Source organism: Calidithermus timidus DSM 17022 (assembly GCF_000373205.1).
Lineage (GTDB): Bacteria > Deinococcota > Deinococci > Deinococcales > Thermaceae > Calidithermus > Calidithermus timidus.
This window is the reverse complement of record NZ_KB890701.1, coordinates 190,335-211,701: the sequence shown is the minus strand read 5'-3', so window position 1 is coordinate 211,701 and position 21,367 is coordinate 190,335. Positions and strand designations below refer to the sequence as shown.

Below are 21,367 nucleotides of genomic sequence, written 5' to 3'. Positions count from 1 at the left end.
ACTTTGTTCAAAAACACCACGATGTACGGCACCCCTACCTGCCGAGCCAGCAGGATGTGTTCGCGCGTCTGCGGCATCGGTCCATCGGTCCCAGACACCACCAAGATCGCCCCGTCCATCTGTGCCGCTCCCGTGATCATGTTCTTCACGTAGTCCGCGTGCCCCGGGCANTCNACGTGGCTGTAGTGCCGCTGGGCCGTCTCGTACTCCACGTGCGCCGTGTTGATCGTGATCCCACGCGCCTTCTCCTCCGGCGCCTTGTCGATCTGGTCGTAGTCCTGCACCTCGATGCTCGGGTTCGCCGCCGCCGCTACAAACGTGATCGCCGCCGTCAGCGTCGTCTTCCCGTGGTCTACGTGCCCGATCGTCCCCACGTTTACGTGCGGTTTCGTCCTCTCGAATACACCTTTCGCCATGGTTATTCTTCTCCTTCAAGATGAAGAGGTGGGCGCTCCGATCTCAGGGCGAAGCACCCACCCGCTTGTTATTGCCCTTTTACCAGCTTCTCCTGGATGTTCTTGGGGACTTCGGCGTAGTGATCGAAGAACATCACGAACGAGGCCCGGCCCTGGGTCATGGAGCGCATGTCGTTGGCGTAGCCGAACATCTCGGCCAGCGGCACGTGGGCCCGCACGATACGGGCGTTGCCCCGGTCGTCCATGCCCTGGATCTGTCCCCGGCGGCTATTGAGGTCGCCGATGATGTCGCCCAGGAACTGTTCGGGGGTGGTGACTTCGACGCGCATGATGGGCTCGAGCACCACCGGATTACCCTGCTGGATGGCTTCCTTGATCGCCATGGAGCCTGCGATCTTGAAGGCCATTTCGTTGGAGTCAACCTCGTGGTAAGAGCCGTCGTAGAGGGTGACCTTGAGGTCGACGATGGGGAAGCCGGTGAGGGGACCGGACTGCATGGCCTCCTCGATGCCCTTCTGCACGGCGGGGATGTACTCCTTGGGCACCACGCCGCCCACGATGGCGTTGATGAACTCGAAACCCGAGCCCCGGCCCAGCGGCTCGGCCTTGATCTTGACGTGGCCGTACTGGCCGCGACCGCCCGACTGGCGTACGAACTTGCCCTCGACGTCCACCGCGCGGGTGATGGTCTCGCGGTAGGCCACCTGGGGCTTGCCCACGTTGGCATCGACCTTGAACTCGCGCTTGAGGCGGTCGACGATGATCTCCAGGTGCAGCTCGCCCATGCCGGAGATGATGGTCTGGCCGGTTTCCTGGTCGGTGGAGACCCGGAAGGTGGGGTCCTCCTCGCTCAGGCGGGAGAGGGCCACGGCCAGCTTGTCCTGGTCAGCCTTGGTCTTGGGCTCGATGGCCAGGTCGATCACGGGCTCGGGGATCTCGATGGACTCCAAAATCACCGGCTCGTCGCCCTCGCCCACCAGGCTATCGCCGGTGATGGTCTCCTTCAGGCCCACCACCGCGCCCAGCTCGCCCGCCCGCAACTCCTCGACCTCCTGGCGGTTGTTGGCGTGCATCTGCAGCAAGCGGGCCACGCGCTCCTTGCGACCTTTGGTGGTGTTGACCACGTAGGAGCCCGACTTGAGCGTGCCGGAATAGACGCGGATGAAGGTCAGGCGGCCTACGTAAGGATCGGCCATGATCTTGAAGGCCAGCGCCGCCAGCGGCCCGTTGGGATCGGCGGGGCGCTCGACCTCCTCCCCGTTTTCGCTCCGGCCCTTGATGGGGGGGATGTCCAGCGGCGAGGGGAGGTAGTCTACCACCGCGTCCAACAGGAGCTGCACGCCCTTGTTCTTGAGCGCGGAGCCGAGGAAGACCGGGAAGATCTTCTGGGCGATGGTGCCTGCGCGGATGGCAGCGATGAGCTCAGCCTCGCTCACCGCCTCGCCCTCGAGGAACTTCATCATCACGCCCTCGTCGAAGTCGGCAGCGGTCTCGACGAGCTTCTCGTAGTACTCCTTGGCCTGCTCGGCGTACTCGGCAGGGATCTCGATCTCGCGGATATCGGTGCCGATGTCGTTGCCGTAGGTGTAGGCCTTCTGGCGCAGCACATCGATGATGCCGCTGAAGGTGTCCTCGCGCCCGATGGGAAGCTGCATCACCACCGGGCGAGCCCCCAGGCGCTCCTTCATGGTGTTAATCACCAGCCACAAGTCGGCCCCGGTCTTGTCCATCTTGTTGGCAAAGGCAATGCGCGGCACGCCGTACTTATCGGCCTGGCGCCACACCGTCTCGGACTGAGGCTCCACACCCTGCGAGGCGTCGAAGACTGCCACCGCCCCGTCGAGTACGCGCATGGAGCGCTCAACCTCGATGGTGAAGTCCACGTGGCCGGGGGTGTCGATGATGTTGATGCGGTGCTCGATACCGGTCTTCTGGTGCTTCCAGTTGGCAGTGGTGACCGCGGCAGTGATGGTGATGCCGCGCTCCTTTTCCTGCTCCATCCAGTCCATCGTGGCCGCACCCTCGTGTACCTCGCCGATCTTGTGGATACGGCCGGTGTAGTAGAGGATGCGCTCGGTGGTGGTGGTCTTGCCGGCGTCGATGTGCGCGGCGATCCCGATGTTGCGGGTTAGCTTGAGGGCGCTCTCAACCTTAGTGGACATAGTTACCACCGGTAATGGGCGTAAGCGCGGTTGGCCTCGGCCATGCGCTCGACGTCTTCCTTCTTCTTGATGGCCCCGCCCTTGTTCTCAGCCGCTTCCAGCAGCTCGGCCGCGAAGCGGGCGGCGGCGGTGCGCTCACTGCGGCCTTCGGCGGCGGCGGCGATCCAGCGCAGGGCCAGGGTCTGTTGGCGGCGCGGGGAAACCTCTACGGGAACCTGGTAGTTGGCCCCACCCACGCGGCGGCTGCGCACCTCGACTCGAGGGCGCACGTTGTCCACGGCGGCGCGGAAGACCTTGAGGGGCTCTTGGCCACTCTTTTCCTGGATGATCTTGCAAGCATCGTAGAAGATGCGGGCGGCCAGGTTCTTCTTGCCTTCACGCATGATGCGGTTGATGAAGGCTGAGACCACCACGTCGCCATAAACCAGGTCGGGCTCGAGCCGCCGTACTTCAGCTTGTCTTCTGCGGGACATCCTTCACTCCCCCTTACTTCTTGGCAGCGCCCTTGGCATCCGCCTTGGGTTTCTTGGCACCGTACTTGCTGCGACTCTTCTTACGGTCCTTGACGCCTTGGGTGTCGTAGGTGCCGCGCACGATGTGATAGCGCACGCCCGGCAGGTCCTTCACACGGCCTCCACGGATGAGCACGACGCTGTGCTCCTGCAGGTTGTGACCCTCACCGGGGATGTAGGCGGTGACCTCGTAGAGGCTGCTCAGGCGCACCTTGGCCACCTTGCGCAGCGCCGAGTTGGGCTTCTTGGGGGTGACGGTGCGCACCACGGTGCAGACGCCGCGGCGGAAGGGGCTACCCTTCAAAGCGGGCACCTTGCTCTTCTTGACCACAGGAGCACGGCCCTTGCGAAGCAGTTGGTTGATCGTTGGCAGTGTAACCACTCCTTTCTAAGTGCAGGCCGCAAGCGGCCCAAAGCTGAACCCCGCACCTTGGCGCTGGGGCTTCTGCGTCTTGACGCAGGTTGCGCTCGGTGCGGGGTTCTCAGGCGAGAGGCGATTCAGAGCCGCTGAGCCCTGGTTTCGCCCCTGGATTCTCAAGAATCGCTGTGGCCAAGCTTCCGCCCGGCGCAACCGATGTGACCTCGAGGCTAGGGGCTAGTCTCGAGGCAACGCAACCTCGTGAGTATACAGGGCTTTCATGACTTATGCAAGAGGGTGAAATCATAGTCCTGCGGCCCAAAACACCCGCCAAGCGCCGGGGTGGCTGGCCCCCAGAAACCCCACCCTTTGCTGCCCACAAGGGCCTCAGCAAGGCGGAGCACCCCGTCCAAACCCGGATTGACAGTTTGAGTGTCCTTCTGTCAATATGCTCGATGGAGGGAATGTCCATGCCCGTGTACGTCTATCAGGGTCTGGAAACCGGAAACCGCTACGAGTTCGAGCAGCGCTTCAGCGAAGCCGCCTACACCCATCATCCCGAAACGGGTGAACCCCTCAAGCGGCTCATCAGTGCGCCGGCGGTGATCTTCAAGGGCTCGGGTTGGTACATCAAGGACAGCAAGAGCCCGTCTTCGACCACCGGCAAGAGCGAGAACAAGTCCGAATCCAGCTCCCAGGCGGCAGACTGAGGCCTGCGGTTCATAAGGTCGAAGGCCAAACGCGAAAAGCGTCTGGCCTCTCGCTTTGCGTTAGGCTATAGCCGATGGAGGTCTATAGCCTAAGCGTTGGTCCACTCCAGGAAAACACCTACCTGCTCGTAGGCGAGGGCGGGCGGGGAGTGATCGTCGATCCCGGCGATGAGGCCGGGCGCATCCTGGCCGAAGTGGAGCGGGTGGGGCTGAAGCCCGAAGCCATCCTGCTGACCCACGCCCATTTCGACCACGTCGGAGCGGTCGCCCCCCTGGTCGAAGCCCTGGGGTTGCCAGTGTACCTGCACCCTGCCGACTTGCCCCTGTACCAGCGCACCCGCGAGAGCGGGCTGCGCTGGGGGATAGACCTGCCCCAACCGCCCGAGCCCTCGGGGTGGCTCGAGGAAGGCCAGCAGCTCAACTTCGGCCTGGGCCTGAAGGTGCTGCACCTGCCCGGACATGCCCCCGGCCACGTGGGCTTTTACGCGGACGGCAAGTTGGTCAGCGGCGACGTGCTGTTCAGGGGTGGCATCGGGCGCTACGACCTGCCCTTGGCCAACCCCCAGGCCCTCTTCGCTTCACTCAAGCGGCTGTTGGGCCTGCCCCCGCAAACCGTGGTCTTCCCCGGCCACGGACCCAGCACCACCCTGGAAACCGAAGCCCGCTCCAACCCCTACCTGCAAGCGCAGGACTGAAGCCCATGCGAATCGCCGTATTCTCCGACATCCACGGCAACCTGGCTGCGCTCGAGGCCGTGCTAGCCGACCTCGAGGACGTCAGGCCGGACATCGTGGTGGTCAACGGCGACCTCGTCAACCGGGGACCGCAGAACCGGGAGGTCCTCGAGCGGCTGTGGGAAATGCCCTACCGCTTCACCCTGGGCAACCACGACGACCTGGTGGTGAAGTGGCGCTCTCAGCACGAGTCGCTCCGGGAGCTCTTCGACGACCCCTTCTTCAGGGCGACGGGCTGGTCGGCGGCAAGGCTGGACAAGTCCCACCTCGACTGGCTGGCCGCCCTTCCCCACGAGGTATACCTGGAGGAGCTGGCCCTCAGGATCACCCACGGCTCGCCCCGCCACTACCGCGAAGGCTACGACGAACGGCTGAGCGAGGCGGCGCTCGAGCAGATCATCGGCGCATACCCCGCCCGTTACCTCGTCGGCTCGCACACCCACCGGCCCTACGCGCGCCAGCACAACGGGGTCATGGTGTGGAACACCGGCGCGGTAGGAGCCCCCTTTAACGGGGATGTCCGCGCTCAGTACCTGGTACTCGAGGTCGGCGACGAGACCCTCGTGGCCCACTTCCGCCAGGTGGAGTACGACCTGGGGGCCACGCTCAAAGCCTTCCGGGACTCGGGGATGCTCGAGGAAGGTGGGCTTTCAGCCGAGATCTTCTACTATGAAACCCAGAACGCCCGCTCGATGCTGGTCCCTTTCTGGCTGTGGGCCCAGGCCCAGAAGCGCCCACTGGACAAAGCTTCGTGGGAAGCCTTCCGCAAGGCCAATCCCGAGCGCGCCGCCGGGGGTAGCCTTTGCTAGGCTGGAGCCGTGATTGGGCAGGTCTTGCCCCGCACGGTTTCCTTTCCAATTCTCCTCGTAGCCTGGGGGATCTGGCTGACGGGATTGGCCATTTTGCACGCCCTCTTACCGCTGGGGGTGGTCATCGCCAACCTCCTGGCCGCTCAGGGCCTCTACGGCACCTCCCTGAAACTGCCCAGCGGGCCCTCCGCAGCCCTGCAAGTGCTGGGAGCCTCCTGGTTGGTGCTGACGCGCTGCGAGGCTTCGCGAACGAGAAGGGTATTCGCGCAAAGCACAATGAAAGAGCACCCCAGAAGGCGTAAAGTGGAGCCATGCTAACCCCCGAGCTGGTGCGTGAGTTCGTGATCGCCGGGCACAGCGACCTGGAGAAGGTTCGGCGGATGCTGGCCGAGCACCCCGAGCTGCTCAACCAGGCCCACCCCTGGCGCCCTGACGACACCGAGACGGCCATACAGGGCGCGGCTCACGTGGGCAACGCGGCCATCGCCGAGTACCTGCTCGAGCAGGGCACCCCCCTCGACATCTGCACCGCGGCCATGCTGGGCCGGCTCGAGACGGTGCGGGCGATGCTCAAGGCTAATCCCCGCCTGGCTCACAGCCACGGAGCCCACCGCATCCCCCTGCTACCCCACGCTGCCCACAGCGGCAGCGTCGAGCTGGTCCGGCTGCTCTTCGAAGCCGGGGCCACCGAAGGCAGCAGCATGGCCCTAGTCCACGCCGTGCAGCGCGGCCACTACCGACTGGCAAGCTGGCTGCTGGAGTTCGCCCGGCCCGACCTGGGATGGAAGAATTTCCAGGGCAAGACCGCGCACGACCTGGCCCTCGAGCGCGGCGACGGAGAGCTGGTGGCGCTGCTCGAAGGCCACATCCGGCGATGAACCTCGAACAATACCTGCGCCAGGCCCGTACCATCGCCGTGCTGGGAGCCCATCCCGACCCGGCCAGGGCCGCCTATTTTGTACCGGAGTACCTGCGCCGGGTGGGTTATCGCATCCTGCCGGTCAACCCCTACTTCGCCGGTCAGGAGCTATTTGGGGAAAGCGTGGTCGCAGGGCTCGAGGAGATCAGCGTCCCGGTGGACATTCTCGATATCTTCCGCCCTAGCAGCGCCCTAATGGAGCACCTCGAGGCCATCCTCAAGCTCCGGCCTGGGCTGGTCTGGCTACAGTCGGGCATCCGCAACGATGCCTTCGCCCAGCAACTCGAGCAGGCCGGCATCGCGGTGGTACAGGACCGCTGCTTGATGGTGATGCACCGCAGTTTGCGCTCAAAGGGGGCGATTTGACCCCTTTACAGCACAGCCTGCTCGAGTGGTACCGCACCCACCACCGCGCCCTCCCCTGGCGCATGGAGCGCGACCCCTACCGGATCTTGCTGTCCGAGGTGCTGCTGCAGCAGACCCGGGTGGATCAGGCCATTCCCTACTACCATCGCTTCTTGGAGCGTTTCCCCGACCTTTGCTCATTGGGGAAAGCTGAGCTCGAGGAGGTGCTGCGGGTGTGGCAGGGAGCCGGGTACTATGCCCGCGCCCGCAATTTGCACAAACTGGCTCAAGTCATATCGGCGGGGACAGCCCCCGAGCCCCTCTTACCCAGCGACTATGCCCGGCTGCGTAAGCTGCCCGGCCTGGGCCCCTACACCGCCGCCGCCGTGGCCTCGATCGCTTTCGGCGAGCCGGTGGCGGCAGTGGATGGCAACGTGCGCCGGGTCATCAGCCGGCTGATGGCCTGGGAGACCCCCACCCCCACGGAGCTTCAGGCCAAGGCCGAGGGGCTGCTGGCAACGGAGAGCCCCGGCGAGTGGAACCAGGCCATGATGGAGCTGGGAGCCACCCTCTGCACGCCCCAAAAGCCCGCCTGTACCTCGTGTCCCTTGGCCCGGTGGTGTGCGGGCCAGGCCAGCCCAGAGCGCTACCCCGCGCCCAGAGCCCGCCCGCAGAAAGCGGTGGAGGCGGTGGCGCTGGTGCTTCAGGGGCCCTACGGGGTCTTGCTCGAGCCCCGCCAGGGGCGAAGCCTGGGGGGCTTGTGGGGGGTGCCGATGGCCGAGGGTCACTCCCTAGAACCCCTGCTGGGGCGCCTGGCGGCAGAGCACGGCACGGCCATCCCAACCCCCGAGCACGCGGGCAGGGTGCAACACGCCTTTACCCACCGCAGGCTTACGGTGCAGGTTTATAAAAGCCGCTGGGAGGGCCCGGCCCAAGACCCTAGGGGCAAGCCCCTATCCCAGCTCGACCGCAAAATTCTCCGCCAGGCGCAGGCCCTCTGAGGCCATGCGGGCGTAGGTGCCCTGCCCCAGCACGCACAGGCCCAGGCCGTAGAGCCCCTCGAGCCGCCTTAGCCTGAAGCTTTCTACTTCCCACTCCGCAGGAGCAAAGCTCTTGTAGCGCACGCTGTAGCCCGGCGTTCCGTCTTGGGCCGCGACCTCGGCGTGCTGATCGATGAACGAAAAGCCCAGGGTCAGCAGGTTCTCGTAGAGGTCGGGGTAGGCGGCTTCGGAGAGTCTCCCGGCCTCCTCCACCACCTCGCCGATGGCGAGTTGGGGCATGAGGAAACTCCCCAGTGCCAGCACCACTCGAGAGGCCGTGCGCCTGGGACCTTCCCAGGTTTCCACCCCCACCACCCGCCGACCCTCGAGGACGAGCCGGGTGGCCGAGGATTGGAAGAGGTGGAGCTGAGGCTGGGCCTCGAGGCGGTACTTGGCCTTTGCGTGCAGTTCCCAGCCCTTCATGCCCACCGCCCCAACCTCGGCCATGAGGCTTCCCGCAGGACCGGGTTCAGAGAGGGGGGTGAAGGGCAGATAGACCGTGTCCAGGCTCTGGGTTAGCAGGCCCACCCGCACCCCCCGGCGAGCCAGGGCGTAAGCAGCTTCCGAGCCGGAGAAACCCCCTCCGACGATGAGTACCTGATAATCCATGGGCAATACGATACACAAGGGATCGATAGCTAAGAAGCAAGACGCAAGGACGCGAGATGCCTTGGCCTTCACGACTTTTTGGTCATTTACATGGCTTTCGTCTCACCTGCTACGGCTAGACTGAAGTTATGCGATGGACATTGCTTAGTGCATTGTTCTCTCTGAGCCCGGTAGCCCTGGCCGGGCCGGATGCGCTATTGGTGACGCAGGAGTGGACCATTGAGCAGGGGCAGCTCAAGACCTACACAGGCGTGCAGCGTTACAAGGTGGGCGGGGTGGGCGAGATCGAAACCCTGATCCGCAAGCTCGGCCGCCCCCCTACTCCGGCCAAATGGGTCTTCACCAAGGACCGGGGCTGGGTGGCCATCGAGCGGCCCGGCTATGCCTTTGGGCCGCAGAACGCCAAGAACGCCTACCTCAGGGCGCTCAAGGAGGGCAAGAAGGAGTTTCGCCTGCCCGTAGCCTATCAGCGCTCGAGCCGCAGCGTGGACTACTGGTATGCCCTGGGCGTGCGGGAGCTGATCTCCGAGGCCACCACCACCTTCTACGGCTCGATCCCCGCGAGGATTTACAACATCGCCCACGCTTCGGCCAAGCTCGACGGTGTGCTGATACCCCCGAACACCACCTTCTCCTTTCTTCAGACCATAGGGGAAATCTCGGTCCGCACGGGCTTCCGTGAGGCCTACGTGATCGTGGGCGACAAGACCGAAATCGGCGTGGGCGGCGGGGTGTGCCAGACCTCAACCACGCTGTTCCGGGCGGCCTATTTCGCCGGGCTACCCATCCTCGAGCGCCGCCCCCACAGCTACCAGGTCGGCTACTACAGCCCCACCGGGCTCGACGCGGCGGTGTACTCCCCTACCCAAGACCTCAAGTTCAAGAACGACACCCCCGGCCACATCCTCATCCAGACCCAGGTTCGGGGCTACCGCGTCACCTACCGCTTCTTCGGCACCAAGGACCGCAGCACCACCTGGAGCGCTCCCGTGGTGCGCGACGTCATCCCGGCCCCACCCACCCGCTTCATCGTCGATCCCTCGCTGCGCTATGGCCAGCGCAAGCAGATCGACTTCGCGGCTCCCGGAGCCCAGGTGACGGTCTACCGCACCATCCAATTCGACGACGGGCGGGTCGTCAGGGACTCGCTGTTCAGCAAGTACCGCCCCTGGGCTGCCGTCTACCTGGTGGGCCCCACCGAGCCAGCTCCCCCAGCCCCCGACCCTACCCCGCCCCTCACGCCCGAGCCGCTGCCTCAAGAGTCCTTGGGTTCGCAAGAGCCTGTCGGAAACCCATAACCCAACTAAGGACCCATACGGCTATAGGGTAGCCTTCAAAGGGCCTTCGGCGTACCCTGGCCTGGCCATCGACCATCGAGCGCCGACCCATCGCGGTAGAGGTCAGCCCGGCTCGAGGGGAGGTTTACGCGCCCCTGGGGGCTGGGCTTGGCCAGCAAGGTCTGGTGCACGGCCAGGTGGCCGAAGGCGAACTGGTGGGCCGAGGCCGCCAGGTAGAGCCGGTAGAGGCGGGCGCGCTCCGGCCCGACCAGGGATATCGCCTCGGGGAAGCGGGTCTCCAGACCATGGCGCCACAGCTCGAGGGTGCGGGTGTAGTGCTCGCGCAAATCCTCTATGTCGCGCACCTCGAAGCCCGTGGCTTCGGCTTCGCGCAACATCTCCCACAGCGGCAGGATTTCGCCGTCGGGGAAGATGTAGCGTCGCATAAACTCCCCGGAGGCGGCCCAGGTGGGCGGCTTAGAGCGCACGGGGCCCTGGGCGATGGCGTGGTGCAGGAAGAGGCCGCCGGGTTCTAAACAGGCGAAGGCCGCCTGAAAGTAGCGCGGAAGGTTAGCCCGGCCCACATGCTCGGCCATACCAACGCTGGCGACCTTGTCAAAGCGCCCATGCACTTCGCGGTAATCGAGCTCCTCGATTCGTACCCTTCCCTCGAGGCCGCTTCGGCGCACCCGTGCGCGGGCTTCCTCGAGCTGGGCGCTCGAGAGGGTGATGCCCAGGGCCTCCACCCCGAAGCGCTGTGCCGCGTAGATCACCAGCCCACCCCAGCCACAGCCGATGTCCAGCAGGCGCTCGCCGGGCCGTAGCCTGAGCTTGCGGCAGATGAGCTCGAGCTTGGCCTCCTGGGCTTGCTCCAGGCCCTCGTCGCCGTGGGGGAAGTAGGCACAGGAGTAGACCATGCGCGGGTCCAGCCATAGCCGGTAGAAGTCGTTGGAGAGGTCGTAGTGGTGCTTTACGGCCTGGCGGTCACGGGCAGGGGAATGGGCCGCCCCGTGCAGGTGGGCGCTGAGCGCCCGGATGCCCGAAGCCCTCAGGGCTACCCCCCGCACCCACTCCAGCGGGGAGGCCGGCAATTCGAGGTGCTCCAGCGCTTCCAGCACCGCCTCCAATTCGCCCTCGACCTCGAGGTCCCCCCGCACGAAAGCCTCGCCCAGCGCTAGGTCCAGCGGCGGCGCCAGCCCCTCCAACAGGCCCCGCCCCAGCACCACGGTGGCTCTGGGTTCCGCCGTGGCCGGTAGCACCGACCCGTCCCAAAAGCGCAGCTCGAAGGGCCTGGTGGGCAGGATGCGCTCGAGCAGGTGCCGCAGTTCGCCAGCCTGCATATCACCGCCTCCTTTTCCTTAGGGTACGGGGCTCGCCGGTACGAACTCAATGGCTATGGGCGTGCACTCTGGAGAAGTAGGAGATGTTTCCCCTGGTTCGCTGCGGCTTTTCGGAGATGCAAAGAGAATCTTTACAGAAAAATGACGGAGAGGGGCATAGAGTGGATACGCTGGGAGGAATCCAGATGAGTTCAACCCGCTTCTACCTGATGGCGGCAGTGCTGGTCTTTACCGCCTTATGCGTCCAGGCTCCCGCGCTGGGCCCGCTCACGGCTCGGACCCCGCAGTGTCCGGCAGGCGCCGGCGTGGTCCGCACCTACCAGATCCAGGGCAGCGGCCCGGCCAGCCCCCTCGCAGGCCAAAGCGTGACCACCGAGGGCGTGGTGGTGGGCGATTACCAGGGCCCAAACCAGCTCGGCGGCTTCTACATCCAAGACTTCCAGGGCGACGGCGACGTAGCCACTTCCGACGGGCTATTCGTGTTCAACACCTCCTTTCCGGTGAAGGTGGGCGACTACGTGCAGCTGAGGGGGACCGTCAGGGAGTTTGCCTCCGGCAGCGGCACCCTGACCGAACTCGAGGCCCTCAGCAGCCTGACGCTCTGCGAGAGCGGGGTCTTGGTGGAGCCCACCCCCATCGACCTCCCGGTGAGCGAGGTGGGTGACCTCGAGCGCTACGAGGGCATGCTGGTGACCTTCCCCCAGACCCTCAGCGTGAGTGAGGTCTTCAACCTCGCCCGCTTTGGCGAGATCACCCTTTCTGCCGGGGGACGGCTCTACCACCCCAACAACGGCAACGGCCTGGGTGAGTCCACGGCACTCAACCCGCGCCGCCGCATCCTGCTCGACGACGCCTCCACCGTGCAGAATCCCGCCACCATCCCCTACCTAGGCCCCGGCACCGACGCCACCCGCCGGGTAGGCGACAGCGTGCGGGGCCTGACGGGCATTCTCACCTTCGGCTTCAGCGCCTATCGGGTGCAGCCGGTGGGGCCGGTGAGCTTTGAGAACACCAACCCCCGCCCGGCCTCACCCTCGGCGGTGGGGGGCTCGCTGCGGGTGGCTAGCTTCAACGTGCTCAACTACTTCACCACCCTTGGCTCGCGCGGGGCCAGCAACCAGGCCGAGCTCGAGCGCCAGAAGGCCAAGTTAGTCGCCGCCATCGCGGGGCTCAACGCCGACGTGGTGGGCCTCATCGAGGTGCAGAACAACGGCGATACCGCCCTCACGGACTTGGTGGCCGCGCTCAACGCAGCGCTGGGAGCCGGCACCTACGCCGCGATCCACAGTGGCAGCATCGGCAGTGACGAGATCAAGGTAGCCCTGATCTACAAACCCGCCAGGGTAGCACCGGAGGGGGCCTTCCGGGTGGATGGCGACCCGGTGTACTCCCGCCCCCCCCTCGCCCAGACCTTCCGCGACCTGGGCACGGGTGGGCGCTTCACGGTGGTGGTCAACCACTTCAAGTCCAAGGGCTGCGAAGGGGCTACGGGCGAGAACCTCGACGCCGGCCAGGGTTGCTGGAATGCGCTGCGCGTGCAGCAGGCCCAGAAGCTGCTGAGCTTCCTCGAGCAGCTCAAAACCACCGACCCCGACGTAATCCTGCTGGGTGATTTCAACGCCTACGCCGCCGAGGATCCCATCCGCACGCTCACCGGTGCGGGCCTGGAGAACCTGGGGCTACGCAGAAGCGCCCCTGAGCGCTACAGCTACGTCTTCAACGGCGAGAGCGGTAGCCTCGACTACGCCTTCGTGACCCCCTCGCTCAGCCCGCAGGTGACGGGCTTCACCGAGTGGCACATCAACGCCGACGAGCCGCGCGCCTTCGACTACAACACGGAGTTCAAGCCCGACGACCGCTACGCCCCCACCCCCTACCGCTCCTCCGACCACGACCCGCTGCTGTTGGGGCTCAGCCTTAGCGCCGATCCCGCCGCACCCTCTGGGCTTGGCAGGCCCTAGCCTGGCGATGCCCTCCTACCAACCTACCTCTCGCGCCCACGGCGGGTCGGCCCCCGCTCGAGTGCAGTTGATGGCCGCGACCTGGTTGGCGAAGGCCAGCAATTGCTGCAATTCCCCCTCCCCCAGCCCCTCCACCCCGCTGCGGCTTAGCCGCCCCTGCTTGTGGAGCCAGGCCAGGGCAGCCCCCATGAAGGCGTCGCCTGCGCCCACGGTGTCGGCGACTTTTACCTTGGGCACGGGAACCAGGGCGCTTCCCCCCGCGCTCAACGCCAGCGAACCCGCACCCCCCAGCGTCACCAGCACCAGGGCCGGGCCCCGACCCAGCCACTCCTGGGCGATGCTTTTGGGCGACTCGCCGGGGTAGAGCCACTCGAGGTCGGCCTGGCTGACCTTGACCAGGTCCACCAGGCTCAGCCAAGCTTCCAGACGCTCGAGGTAGGCGCTGCGGTCGGGGATGAGGCCAGGGCGCACATTGGGGTCGAGGGAGAGGAAGCGGTGGCGCGACTCCTGCTGCATGAGGTATTCCAGCGTGCTGGCGGTGGGCTCGAGCACCAGCGAGATCGAGCCAAAGTGCAGCGCGGCTGCCTTGGGCAGGGCAGGAAGTTCCTCGATCATCAGCGAGCGGTCGGCGGTGCCTCCGGCGTAGAAGGAGTACTCGGGATCGCCGCCGTCGAGGTGCACGAAGGCTAAGGTGGTGGGTTCGCGGGCTTCGACCACATATTCCAGCGAGACCTGGCTCTCGTGCATATGCTGGCGCAACAGGCGACCAAACACGTCCCGTGACACCTTGCCCAAAAAGCCGGTAGGCACCCCCAGGCGCCCTGAGGCCACGGCCACGTTCATCAGCGAGCCGCCTGGGTGGGGTCGGTAGACCGTGTGGCCTTCGTGGTGAAGGGAGGTGAAGTCGATGAGGGCTTCGCCGCAAGTGATGATCACGCTACAACCTCCTTCATGGCCTGTTCGAAGGCGATCACGGCCTCTTCGGTGAGGGGCTCTTCGAAGAACTGTCGTGCCACTGCCGGGTTGAGGGTAAAAGCCCGCACCCCCTCCTGGCTCATGGCCACCACATCGTCGAGGTGACGCAGGCTGGCCAGGAGGATCTGGGTGGGGTTGCCCAGCTCCTTCAGCAAGCGCTGCATGAGCGCCACCTCGGCCCTGGCGTTGCGCCCGGCGTCGGCGATGCGGCCCAGGTAAGGGGCGATGTACTGAACCCCCGCGGCAGCTCCCAGCAGGGCCTGAGCCGGGGTGTAGATGGCGGTGAGCAACACCGCGCAACCTTGCCGCAGCAACTCACTGGCCGCCTGGCAGCCCGCTTGGGTAACAGGCAGCTTGACCACCACCCGCTCTCCAATCGAGCGCAGCTCGAGGCCCCGTGCCACCAGGCTCTCGGCGTCAGGGCCCCAACCCTGGAAGAACACCTCCTTAGCGCCCAGATCGGTAGCCCAGGCGTAGAGCTCGGGGAGCTGCGCAGTCTTGAGCCCTACGGCCTGCAGCAGCAACGGGTTGGTGGTGACGCCCCAAAACAACCCCGTGCGCAGCAAAGGCTCGGCCAGGTGACGGTCGGCAGTATCGAGGTAGAGTCGCATTCCTCCAGCAGAGTTTGAGGCAAGTCGCCTGGCTGTGCAAGACGCTGAACGCCTTTCCTTGCCTCTCCTTAGCAAGGGGGGCTGGGGTATGGCGCTTGGCGTTTTTAATGCGCCAGCTCGTCCTCGGAGAGTTCCTCCGGGCTCATGGCTCCGGTCATGACCGCGACGGTGTGGGCCATGCTGATCTTCTTAGGGTTGACCACTGCCGCCCGCTTGCCCAGGCGCTGGATGTGGATGCGGTCGGCGATCTCGAAGACGTGCGGCATGTTGTGGCTGATGATGATCACGGGGAGGCCCCGGTCGCGCACCCGGCGGATGAGCTCGAGCACCATGTTGCCCTCCTTGACCCCCAAGGCAGCGGTGGGCTCGTCCATGATCACCACGTGCTTGGCGAAGGCCGCGCTGCGGGCGACGGCCACCCCCTGGCGCTGACCACCCGAGAGGGTCTCGACCGCCTGGCTCATCGAGCGAATGCCGATCTTGAGGTCTTTGAGGCTTTTGGTGGCCTCCTCGAGCATCTTCTTCTTGTCGATCAGCCGTAGCAGCCGCCCCAGGAAGCCCGGTCTGAGGATTTCCCGTCCCAGAAAGAGATTTTCCGCGATGGTCATGGCAGGGGCCACCGCCAAGTCTTGGTAAACGGTCTCGATACCGTGGCGCCGCGCGTCGAGGGGGCTGCGAAAGTGCACGGGCTTGCCGTCGAGGATGATCTCCCCCTGGTCGGGGATGATTGCCCCGGAGAGGGCCTTAATCAACGTGCTCTTGCCCGCGCCGTTGTCGCCGATGACGGCTAGGATTTCTCCCTCACGCAGCTCGAAGTCGGTGCCGTCGAGGGCAGTGACGTGTCCGTAGCGCTTGACCAGGCCGCGGGCTTCCAGCACGGGCCGGGGCCGGGCCGGGGCACTGACCTGCTGGCCGGGGAGGAGCAATTGGTCGGGGTTGTTGGGCAGGGGGTTAAGTTCCATAAATCTCAGCTCCTCCTCTTCGACAATTGGTCGGCCGTCACGGCCAAGATCACCAGGATGCCGGTGATAAGCACCTGGTACACCGAGGAGACCCCAATGAGGGTCAGGCCGTTGCGGAAGACGCCCACGATGATGGCCCCCAACAACGTACCCAAAATCATGCCACGCCCACCGAAAAGGCTAGTGCCACCCAGCACCACAGCGGTGATGGTCTCGAGGTTCTCGGTCTGCCCAGCGTTGGGGTCGCCTACGCTGGTGCGCGAGATGAGCAGCCACCCAGCGATGCCGTAGAAAAAACCCGCGATGGTGTAGGTCAAAAGCAGCACCCGCTGGGTGGGAATGCCCATCAGGCGGGCGGCTTCGGGGTTGTTGCCCACAGCGTAGAGGTGGCGTCCTGGCGCGGTCTCGCTCAGCAAGAACCACATCAACAGGTACAGCGCGATCATAAGCACCACGCCGTAGGTGATCACCGTCTGGCCCAACCGAAAGGTGTTGCCCCAAAACAGCAGCGCATCGGGCAGACCGGTGACGGTCTGAGCTTTGGAGTAGATTTGGGTCAGGGCGAAGGCAATGTTCATGGTGCCCAGCGTGACGATAAATGGCGGCAGCCGAATGCGGGTGATGAGCAGGCCGTTGAGAAGGCCAAACCCAGTGGTGACCACCACGCCGCAGAGGATGGCCAGCAGGGGGGGCAAGCCCAGCTCAACGGCAAACTTGCTCATGACCATGGTGCCCAAAGCCATCACGAAGCCCACCGAGAGGTCGATACCCCCGGTGAGGATCACTAGGGTCTGTCCAATGGCCAAAACCCCCACCACCAGCACCTGTTGGAGGATGAGCGAGAAGTTCTGGCCGCTGAGGAAGCGATCGGATTGGATGCTGAAGAATATCACCGCCAGCAACAGCGCAACAAATGGCCCCAGCACACTGATGCTCGGCAGCCGCTCGAGCAGCCTCCTAGGGGCTTGGGCTGCGCTGGAGGGTTGTTGTTCAGCCATAGATTCCTCACTTTAGTGTGGGAAGCCCCGCTCGAGCGGGACTTCCCATGCATGCGCTTGTCGGTTCCACCAAGCCGCCTGAGTATTGAGCTAAATACTAGGCGACTTCTAGTTGCCCCAGCAATTGGCCAAGCCGTACTTCACGTCTTTGCTGCTGACGCCCGGTACAGGCTGCTTGGCGATGAGGGTCACGCCGGTGTCCACATAGCCGCGGGCCTTGACCCCGGTCTTAGCGTACTTCACCCCAGCGGCCACGCCCAGGGCGGCCATCTTCAGGGGGTACTGCTGGGAGGTCGCCGCGATCACGCCGCGGTCGACGTTGCGCACACCTTCACAGCCGCCGTCCACCGAGACGATGATCACGCTTTTTTCCTTACCCGCAGCCTTGAGGGCCTGGTAAGCACCGGCAGCGGCGGGCTCGTTGATGGTGTAGACCAGGTTGATGTTGGGGTTCTTCTGCAGGCAGTTCTCCATAGCGGTCTGGCCCTTGGCCTGGTCGCCGTAGGTATCGGCCATGCACACGACCTCGGCAGGCTTGGCCAGCTCGTTACTGTCGGCCTCGAAGCTCTGCAGGCCGAAGCCCTGCAAGAAGCCGTTGTGGCGCTGGGCGCCCACAGGGTGGCCGGGGAAGAGGTCGAGGGTAGCGATCACCGGCTTCTTACCCTTCATCAGCGCGGCGGCGTACTCGCCGATGAGTACCCCGGCCTGGTAGTTGTTGGTAGCGAAGAGGGCGTCCACGGCATCCTCGGGATCAGTAGGACTGTCGAGGGCGATGACCTGCACGCCCGCTTCCCGCGCTTTCTTGATAGCGGGGACAATGGCCTTGGCGTCGCTGGGAGTGATCAAGATGGTGTTGACCCCAGCGGCAACCATGTTTTCGATGGCCGCGACTTGCCCAGCGTTGTCGCCATCGGTCTTGCCGGCAGCGCTGATGAACTTCGCACCGAGCCTGGCTGCCTCCTTGCTGGCGCCTTCCTTCATCTTCACAAAGAAGGGGTTGGACTCGGTCTTGGTGATGAGGCCGATGAAGGGTTGCTTGTTCTGGTTCTGGGCCACGACGGAACTGAGGGCGGTGAGGGCCAGGCCCGCGAGGGCGAGGGCTGCAACGATACCGGTGCTTTTGCGCATGAGGACTCCTTGAATTGAAACTCTGAGGACTCGAGGACTTGGGGCCAAAGGGCTGCGGATAGTGCTTTTCTTGCTGGGCTTCCTCCTCCTTCAGGGTGGTCTCGAGGCGTACCCCGGTGGGGCCGTGGAATCACGAATGATGAGGGTAGTGGCCAGGCGAGTACAGATGGGCTGCACCGCCTTGCCATGACGCAACAAGCTCAGCAGCGTCTCGCAAGCCAGAAAACCGATGTCGTATTCGGGCTGGGCAACGACGGTGAGGGCGGGTTGCATGGTGCGCGCCCAACGCGAGTCGTCGAAGCCAACAATGGAAAGGTCTTCAGGGATACGCAAGCCCAGCTCGCGGGCAGCGAGCACCGCGCCAACGGTCATCTCGTTGTTGCCCACGAACAACGCGGTGGGGCGCTCATCGGGTGGGCGGGAGAGCAGGGCGTGGGCCGCGACGCGTCCGCCCTCTTCGCGGTGATTGCCGGGTAGGACCAGCTCCTCGCGATAGGGAAGACCGGCAGCAGCTAGGGCCTCGCGGTACCCCTGGTGGCGCTCGACGGCAGTGGTGATGTCGAGCCGCCCCACGATCATGCCGATGCGGCGGTGACCCAGCGCGGTGAGGTGCTCGACCGCTGAGCGGGCCCCACCGACGTTGTCCACCATGACGCTGTGCGCGCCGGCGGTACCGCTTTGGCGGTCGAGCTCGATGGTGGGAAGGTTGGCGACAAGCTTGAGGTTCTCTCGCGTTTTGGGAGTGGGAACGATCAGCAGGCCCTGCGGCAGGTGACCGCGCAGGGCGTTGAGCGCGCGACGCTCCTTCTCAGGGTCCTCATCGGTGTTGAAGAGGAAGACGGTGTAGTCGTGCTTTTCGGCGGCATCCTGCACCCCCTTAGCCACGGTGGCATGAAAGGGGTTGAGGATATCGGTGATGATGAGGCCTAAGCTGCGGCTGCTGCGCCGACGCAAGCTGCGGGCGAGCTGGTTGGGTTGGTAACCGAGTTGCCGAGCAGCCTCGAGCACCCGCTCGCGCGTCTCCTTGGCGACCATGTCGGGCCGGGAAAGGGCTCGCGAGGCGGTAGCAGGGGAAACCTGGGCAAGTTTGGCGACTTCCTCGAGGCTGACCATATGCAATCGATTTCAGTTATCTGGCAGAAGACAAGCCATACTTGTAAAGCCTTATTACCAAGAAGACGGTGGGTTTGCAGTAAGGAAACTGCAAACGTTTGCAGTAGCTGATAAGGGAATCATACCCGGAAGCAGGCAAATGTCAAGGGGGTTGCAGAATGAGGTAAAAGCTCTTGGGATAGGGAAAAATCTCAGTAAACTGCCCGAGATTGGCGGTGAGCAAGACTTTGTTAGCCACTGAGCGCGGGGATGGCCTGGCTGAAGGCTGGAATCGCGCGCGATACTGAACCAAGTTCACGAAGGGTGGAAGCTCCAGGCATAGCACCTCTGCAACGCCTCCCCTTCTAGATTGGGGGGCTATAGGGCAACCCAGCTTCCCAGTTCCGGACAACTGCCGTCGAAGGAGACTAGGGGCTACCTCGAGGCCACCCTGATGCCCGTGCACCCTCCCCGACGTGGTCAAGGACAGCCACCTGGAAAGGGCCACTCCCCTGGTAGACGCAGACGGCCAACCGGCGCAGCTTAGCAGCTGCCCCAACAGCAACTAGCTAACCTAGCGGAATTCAACCTCCCGGTAAACGGCACCAACGCTGCCACCGGCAGCTACAGTGTCCTTAAAGAACCGCCGTGGAGGTATTCGTGGGAGCTGCCCTCAAGCCAGCAGGCGGAAGATGCCCGGGTAGCGGTAAGCCTCGCCCCTCGAGACCGCTAGGCACGCTGCGACCATGGTCCAGATGATGTAAATCGCCAGCACTGGGATCAGGAAAAAGCCAATGAGAACGAAACACAGCACGCCCACCACTACGGCATAGACGGTGAAGCTAATCTGCGCATTGAGCGCCTCCTTGGCCTGCGCCCTGACGAAGGGCTGCGAGCTGAGCAGATAAATCACCAAGGGGATGAGGATCTGCCCGATCGCTACGAAGTAGCCTACCAGCGGAGCCAAGTGAGCGATGATCGCCAAATTACGCTCGTCTTGGGTAGCCTGCATACAATGCAGTGTAGCACGGGGGTTGTGGCGCTAGGGTTCATCAGACACTTGGGTCTCGAAGTAGCTACCGCAGGCGCTCGATACCGAATTCAAATTGAATGCTAGAGCACCCCCTGCACTCGACGAAGAAAGCCCATCCCTTCCAAAACGTGCCAGCACCCCCTGCCACGCGAATAACTTCGATCGGGTCAGTTTGTGGCACCGGACTGACTGAACTTTGGTATCTATATCGACCACGATCCCGCTTCACGTGCGCGTAGGCCGCGCTCCGGGCTGGGTCTGCGGTTGCCCCATGCCCGCCAGACGGGCGAACTCCTTGGGATCTACGGCGCGGGCCAGGCCCGTGTCGTAGGTGATCAGCTTGCGGCGGTAGAGGTCGGCGAGGTGGGCGTCCATGGTAATCATGCCGTACTGGCCGCCGGTCTGGATCACCGAGACCAATTGATGGGTCTTGCCCTCGCGCACCAGCGCCCGCACGGCGGGGGTGGCGATCATGAGCTCGTAGGCCAGAACCCGGCCACCGCCAAAGGCTTTGACCAGGAGCTGCTGGGTCATGACGGCTACCAGGTTGTTGGCGAGTTGAACGCGAATTTGCTCCTGCTGGGCTTCAGGGAAGACGTCCACGATGCGGTCTATGGTCTCGGGAGCGGAGTTGGTGTGCAGGGTACCCATCACCAGGTGGCCGGTTTCGGCGGCAGTGATGGCGGCGGAGATCGTCTCGTAGTCGCGCATCTCGCCCACCAGGATCACGTCGGGGGCCTGGCGCAGCACCGAGCGCAGCGCCCGGTGGAAATCGTGGGTGTCGGAGCCGATCTCGCGCTGGTTGATGATGGCGTTCTTGTGACGGTGGAAGAACTCGATGGGATCTTCGATGGTGACGATGTGGCAGCGGCGACGCTCGTTGATGTAGTCGATCATCGAGGCCAGCGTCGTGGACTTGCCCGAGCCGGTAGGCCCGGTGATGAGCACCAGCCCGCGCGGTGACATGGCGATCTCGGCGATATTCTTGGGCAGCCCCAGCTCCTCGAAGCTCTTGACCACCGTGGGCACCACGCGCAGCACCCCACCTACGCTGCCGCGCTGCAAGAACACGTTCACGCGGTAACGGCCCTTATTGGGCAGGCTGAAGGAGAAGTCGAGCTCCTTTTCCTCCTCGAAGGAGCGCTGTTGCTTCTCGTCCATCAGCGCGTACATCAGGCGGCGGGTGTCCTGGGGGGTGAGGGGTTCGTGTTCGGAAGGGTGAAATTCGCCGTCCACCTTGATCATGGGCGGTAAACCCACGGTGATCACCAGGTCACTCGCGCCCCGGTCCACCGCCAGGGTCAAGAGATCTACAATATCGGGCGCTTTGAGCATTGTGTCCTCCGCTAGTCCTGTTCTACCAGCACGCCGGGACT

At 64.5% G+C, this 21,367-nt stretch carries 22 protein-coding genes; 8 read left to right on the top strand and 14 right to left on the bottom strand.

The annotated features are described in order from the left end of the window. The 4 genes from B047_RS16990 to rpsL form a co-directional block, all read right to left on the bottom strand. On the bottom strand, nucleotides 1–416 hold a 416-nt coding region (locus B047_RS16990), incomplete at its 3' end, for a GTP-binding protein (protein ID WP_018467166.1). 68 nt (nucleotides 417–484) lie between these two features. Beyond that, the gene (gene fusA, locus B047_RS0115130; RefSeq protein WP_018467820.1) at nucleotides 485–2,578 is read right to left on the bottom strand and encodes an elongation factor G; all 2,094 of its coding nucleotides are present in this window, start codon (nucleotides 2,576–2,578) and stop codon (nucleotides 485–487) included. Nucleotides 2,579–2,580: 2 nt separating this feature from the next. After that, nucleotides 2,581–3,051 (bottom strand): 30S ribosomal protein S7, encoded by a 471-nt coding sequence (rpsG, locus tag B047_RS0115125; protein WP_018467819.1) that lies wholly within the window; start codon nucleotides 3,049–3,051, stop codon nucleotides 2,581–2,583. A 13-nt stretch (nucleotides 3,052–3,064) separates the two neighbouring features. Further along, a complete protein-coding gene (gene rpsL / locus B047_RS0115120; RefSeq protein WP_018467818.1) occupies nucleotides 3,065–3,472 on the bottom strand; it encodes a 30S ribosomal protein S12 in 408 nt (135 codons plus the stop codon). Nucleotides 3,473–3,918: 446 nt separating this feature from the next. Here rpsL and B047_RS0115115 point away from each other — a divergent pair, with 446 nt between their 5' ends. The 6 genes from B047_RS0115115 to B047_RS0115085 all read left to right on the top strand — a co-directional run bounded on the left by B047_RS0115115 (nucleotide 3,919) and on the right by B047_RS0115085 (nucleotide 7,966). Further along, nucleotides 3,919–4,158: an FmdB family zinc ribbon protein gene (locus B047_RS0115115; RefSeq protein ID WP_026234953.1), complete on the top strand. Its 240-nt coding sequence runs from the start codon at nucleotides 3,919–3,921 to the stop codon at nucleotides 4,156–4,158. 74 nt (nucleotides 4,159–4,232) lie between these two features. Further along, nucleotides 4,233–4,853 carry an MBL fold metallo-hydrolase gene (locus tag B047_RS0115110; RefSeq protein ID WP_018467816.1) on the top strand — a complete coding sequence of 207 codons (621 nt, stop codon included), beginning with the start codon at nucleotides 4,233–4,235 and terminating at the stop codon, nucleotides 4,851–4,853. A gap of 5 nt (nucleotides 4,854–4,858) precedes the next feature. Next, complete coding sequence (locus B047_RS0115105) at nucleotides 4,859–5,701, top strand: metallophosphoesterase family protein (protein ID WP_018467815.1); 843 nt, start codon at nucleotides 4,859–4,861, stop codon at nucleotides 5,699–5,701. Nucleotides 5,702–6,012: 311 nt separating this feature from the next. Further along, nucleotides 6,013–6,579, top strand: a complete 567-nt coding sequence (locus B047_RS0115095) for an ankyrin repeat domain-containing protein (RefSeq protein ID WP_018467813.1) — start codon at nucleotides 6,013–6,015, stop codon at nucleotides 6,577–6,579. Continuing rightward, nucleotides 6,576–6,986, top strand: coding sequence for a CoA-binding protein (locus tag B047_RS0115090; protein WP_018467812.1), 411 nt, complete (start codon nucleotides 6,576–6,578; stop codon nucleotides 6,984–6,986). The genes B047_RS0115095 and B047_RS0115090 overlap by 4 nt, the downstream gene beginning before the upstream one ends. Next, a complete protein-coding gene (locus tag B047_RS0115085; protein ID WP_018467811.1) occupies nucleotides 6,983–7,966 on the top strand; it encodes an A/G-specific adenine glycosylase in 984 nt (327 codons plus the stop codon). Before B047_RS0115090 ends, B047_RS0115085 begins: the two co-directional genes overlap by 4 nt. Here B047_RS0115085 and B047_RS0115080 read toward each other — a convergent pair. Continuing rightward, nucleotides 7,919–8,614 (bottom strand): FAD-dependent oxidoreductase, encoded by a 696-nt coding sequence (locus B047_RS0115080; RefSeq protein ID WP_018467810.1) that lies wholly within the window; start codon nucleotides 8,612–8,614, stop codon nucleotides 7,919–7,921. The genes B047_RS0115085 and B047_RS0115080 overlap by 48 nt on opposite strands. A gap of 128 nt (nucleotides 8,615–8,742) precedes the next feature. Between B047_RS0115080 and B047_RS0115075 the strand changes: the two genes are divergently transcribed. Further along, on the top strand, nucleotides 8,743–9,912 hold the full coding sequence (locus B047_RS0115075; protein ID WP_052606171.1) for a VanW family protein: 1,170 nt from the start codon (nucleotides 8,743–8,745) through the stop codon (nucleotides 9,910–9,912). A 35-nt stretch (nucleotides 9,913–9,947) separates the two neighbouring features. Here the strand turns inward: B047_RS0115075 and B047_RS16985 are convergent, their stop codons facing one another. Then, complete coding sequence (locus tag B047_RS16985; RefSeq protein WP_018467808.1) at nucleotides 9,948–11,231, bottom strand: SAM-dependent methyltransferase; 1,284 nt, start codon at nucleotides 11,229–11,231, stop codon at nucleotides 9,948–9,950. A 185-nt stretch (nucleotides 11,232–11,416) separates the two neighbouring features. Between B047_RS16985 and B047_RS0115065 the strand changes: the two genes are divergently transcribed. Then, entirely contained in the window at nucleotides 11,417–13,192 is a 1,776-nt protein-coding gene (locus B047_RS0115065; protein ID WP_018467807.1) for an ExeM/NucH family extracellular endonuclease, read from the top strand. 15 nt (nucleotides 13,193–13,207) lie between these two features. Here B047_RS0115065 and B047_RS0115060 read toward each other — a convergent pair whose 3' ends face one another. The 8 genes from B047_RS0115060 to B047_RS0115025 form a co-directional block, all read right to left on the bottom strand. Continuing rightward, complete coding sequence (locus B047_RS0115060) at nucleotides 13,208–14,128, bottom strand: carbohydrate kinase family protein (RefSeq protein ID WP_018467806.1); 921 nt, start codon at nucleotides 14,126–14,128, stop codon at nucleotides 13,208–13,210. After that, complete coding sequence (locus B047_RS0115055) at nucleotides 14,125–14,778, bottom strand: transaldolase family protein (protein WP_018467805.1); 654 nt, start codon at nucleotides 14,776–14,778, stop codon at nucleotides 14,125–14,127. The genes B047_RS0115060 and B047_RS0115055 overlap by 4 nt, the downstream gene beginning before the upstream one ends. 104 nt (nucleotides 14,779–14,882) lie before the next feature. Further along, on the bottom strand, nucleotides 14,883–15,740 hold the full coding sequence (locus B047_RS0115050; protein WP_018467804.1) for an ATP-binding cassette domain-containing protein: 858 nt from the start codon (nucleotides 15,738–15,740) through the stop codon (nucleotides 14,883–14,885). Between the two features lie 5 nt (nucleotides 15,741–15,745). Further along, on the bottom strand, nucleotides 15,746–16,738 hold the full coding sequence (locus B047_RS0115045) for an ABC transporter permease (RefSeq protein WP_018467803.1): 993 nt from the start codon (nucleotides 16,736–16,738) through the stop codon (nucleotides 15,746–15,748). Nucleotides 16,739–16,846: 108 nt separating this feature from the next. Then, entirely contained in the window at nucleotides 16,847–17,866 is a 1,020-nt protein-coding gene (locus B047_RS0115040) for a sugar ABC transporter substrate-binding protein (protein ID WP_018467802.1), read from the bottom strand. 90 nt (nucleotides 17,867–17,956) lie between these two features. Next, nucleotides 17,957–18,979 (bottom strand): LacI family DNA-binding transcriptional regulator, encoded by a 1,023-nt coding sequence (locus B047_RS0115035; protein ID WP_018467801.1) that lies wholly within the window; start codon nucleotides 18,977–18,979, stop codon nucleotides 17,957–17,959. Nucleotides 18,980–19,631: 652 nt separating this feature from the next. After that, the gene (locus B047_RS0115030; protein ID WP_018467800.1) at nucleotides 19,632–19,970 is read right to left on the bottom strand and encodes a DUF4870 domain-containing protein; all 339 of its coding nucleotides are present in this window, start codon (nucleotides 19,968–19,970) and stop codon (nucleotides 19,632–19,634) included. 246 nt (nucleotides 19,971–20,216) lie between these two features. Next, nucleotides 20,217–21,326: a type IV pilus twitching motility protein PilT gene (locus B047_RS0115025; protein ID WP_018467799.1), complete on the bottom strand. Its 1,110-nt coding sequence runs from the start codon at nucleotides 21,324–21,326 to the stop codon at nucleotides 20,217–20,219. Nucleotides 21,327–21,367: the final 41 nt, after the last annotated feature.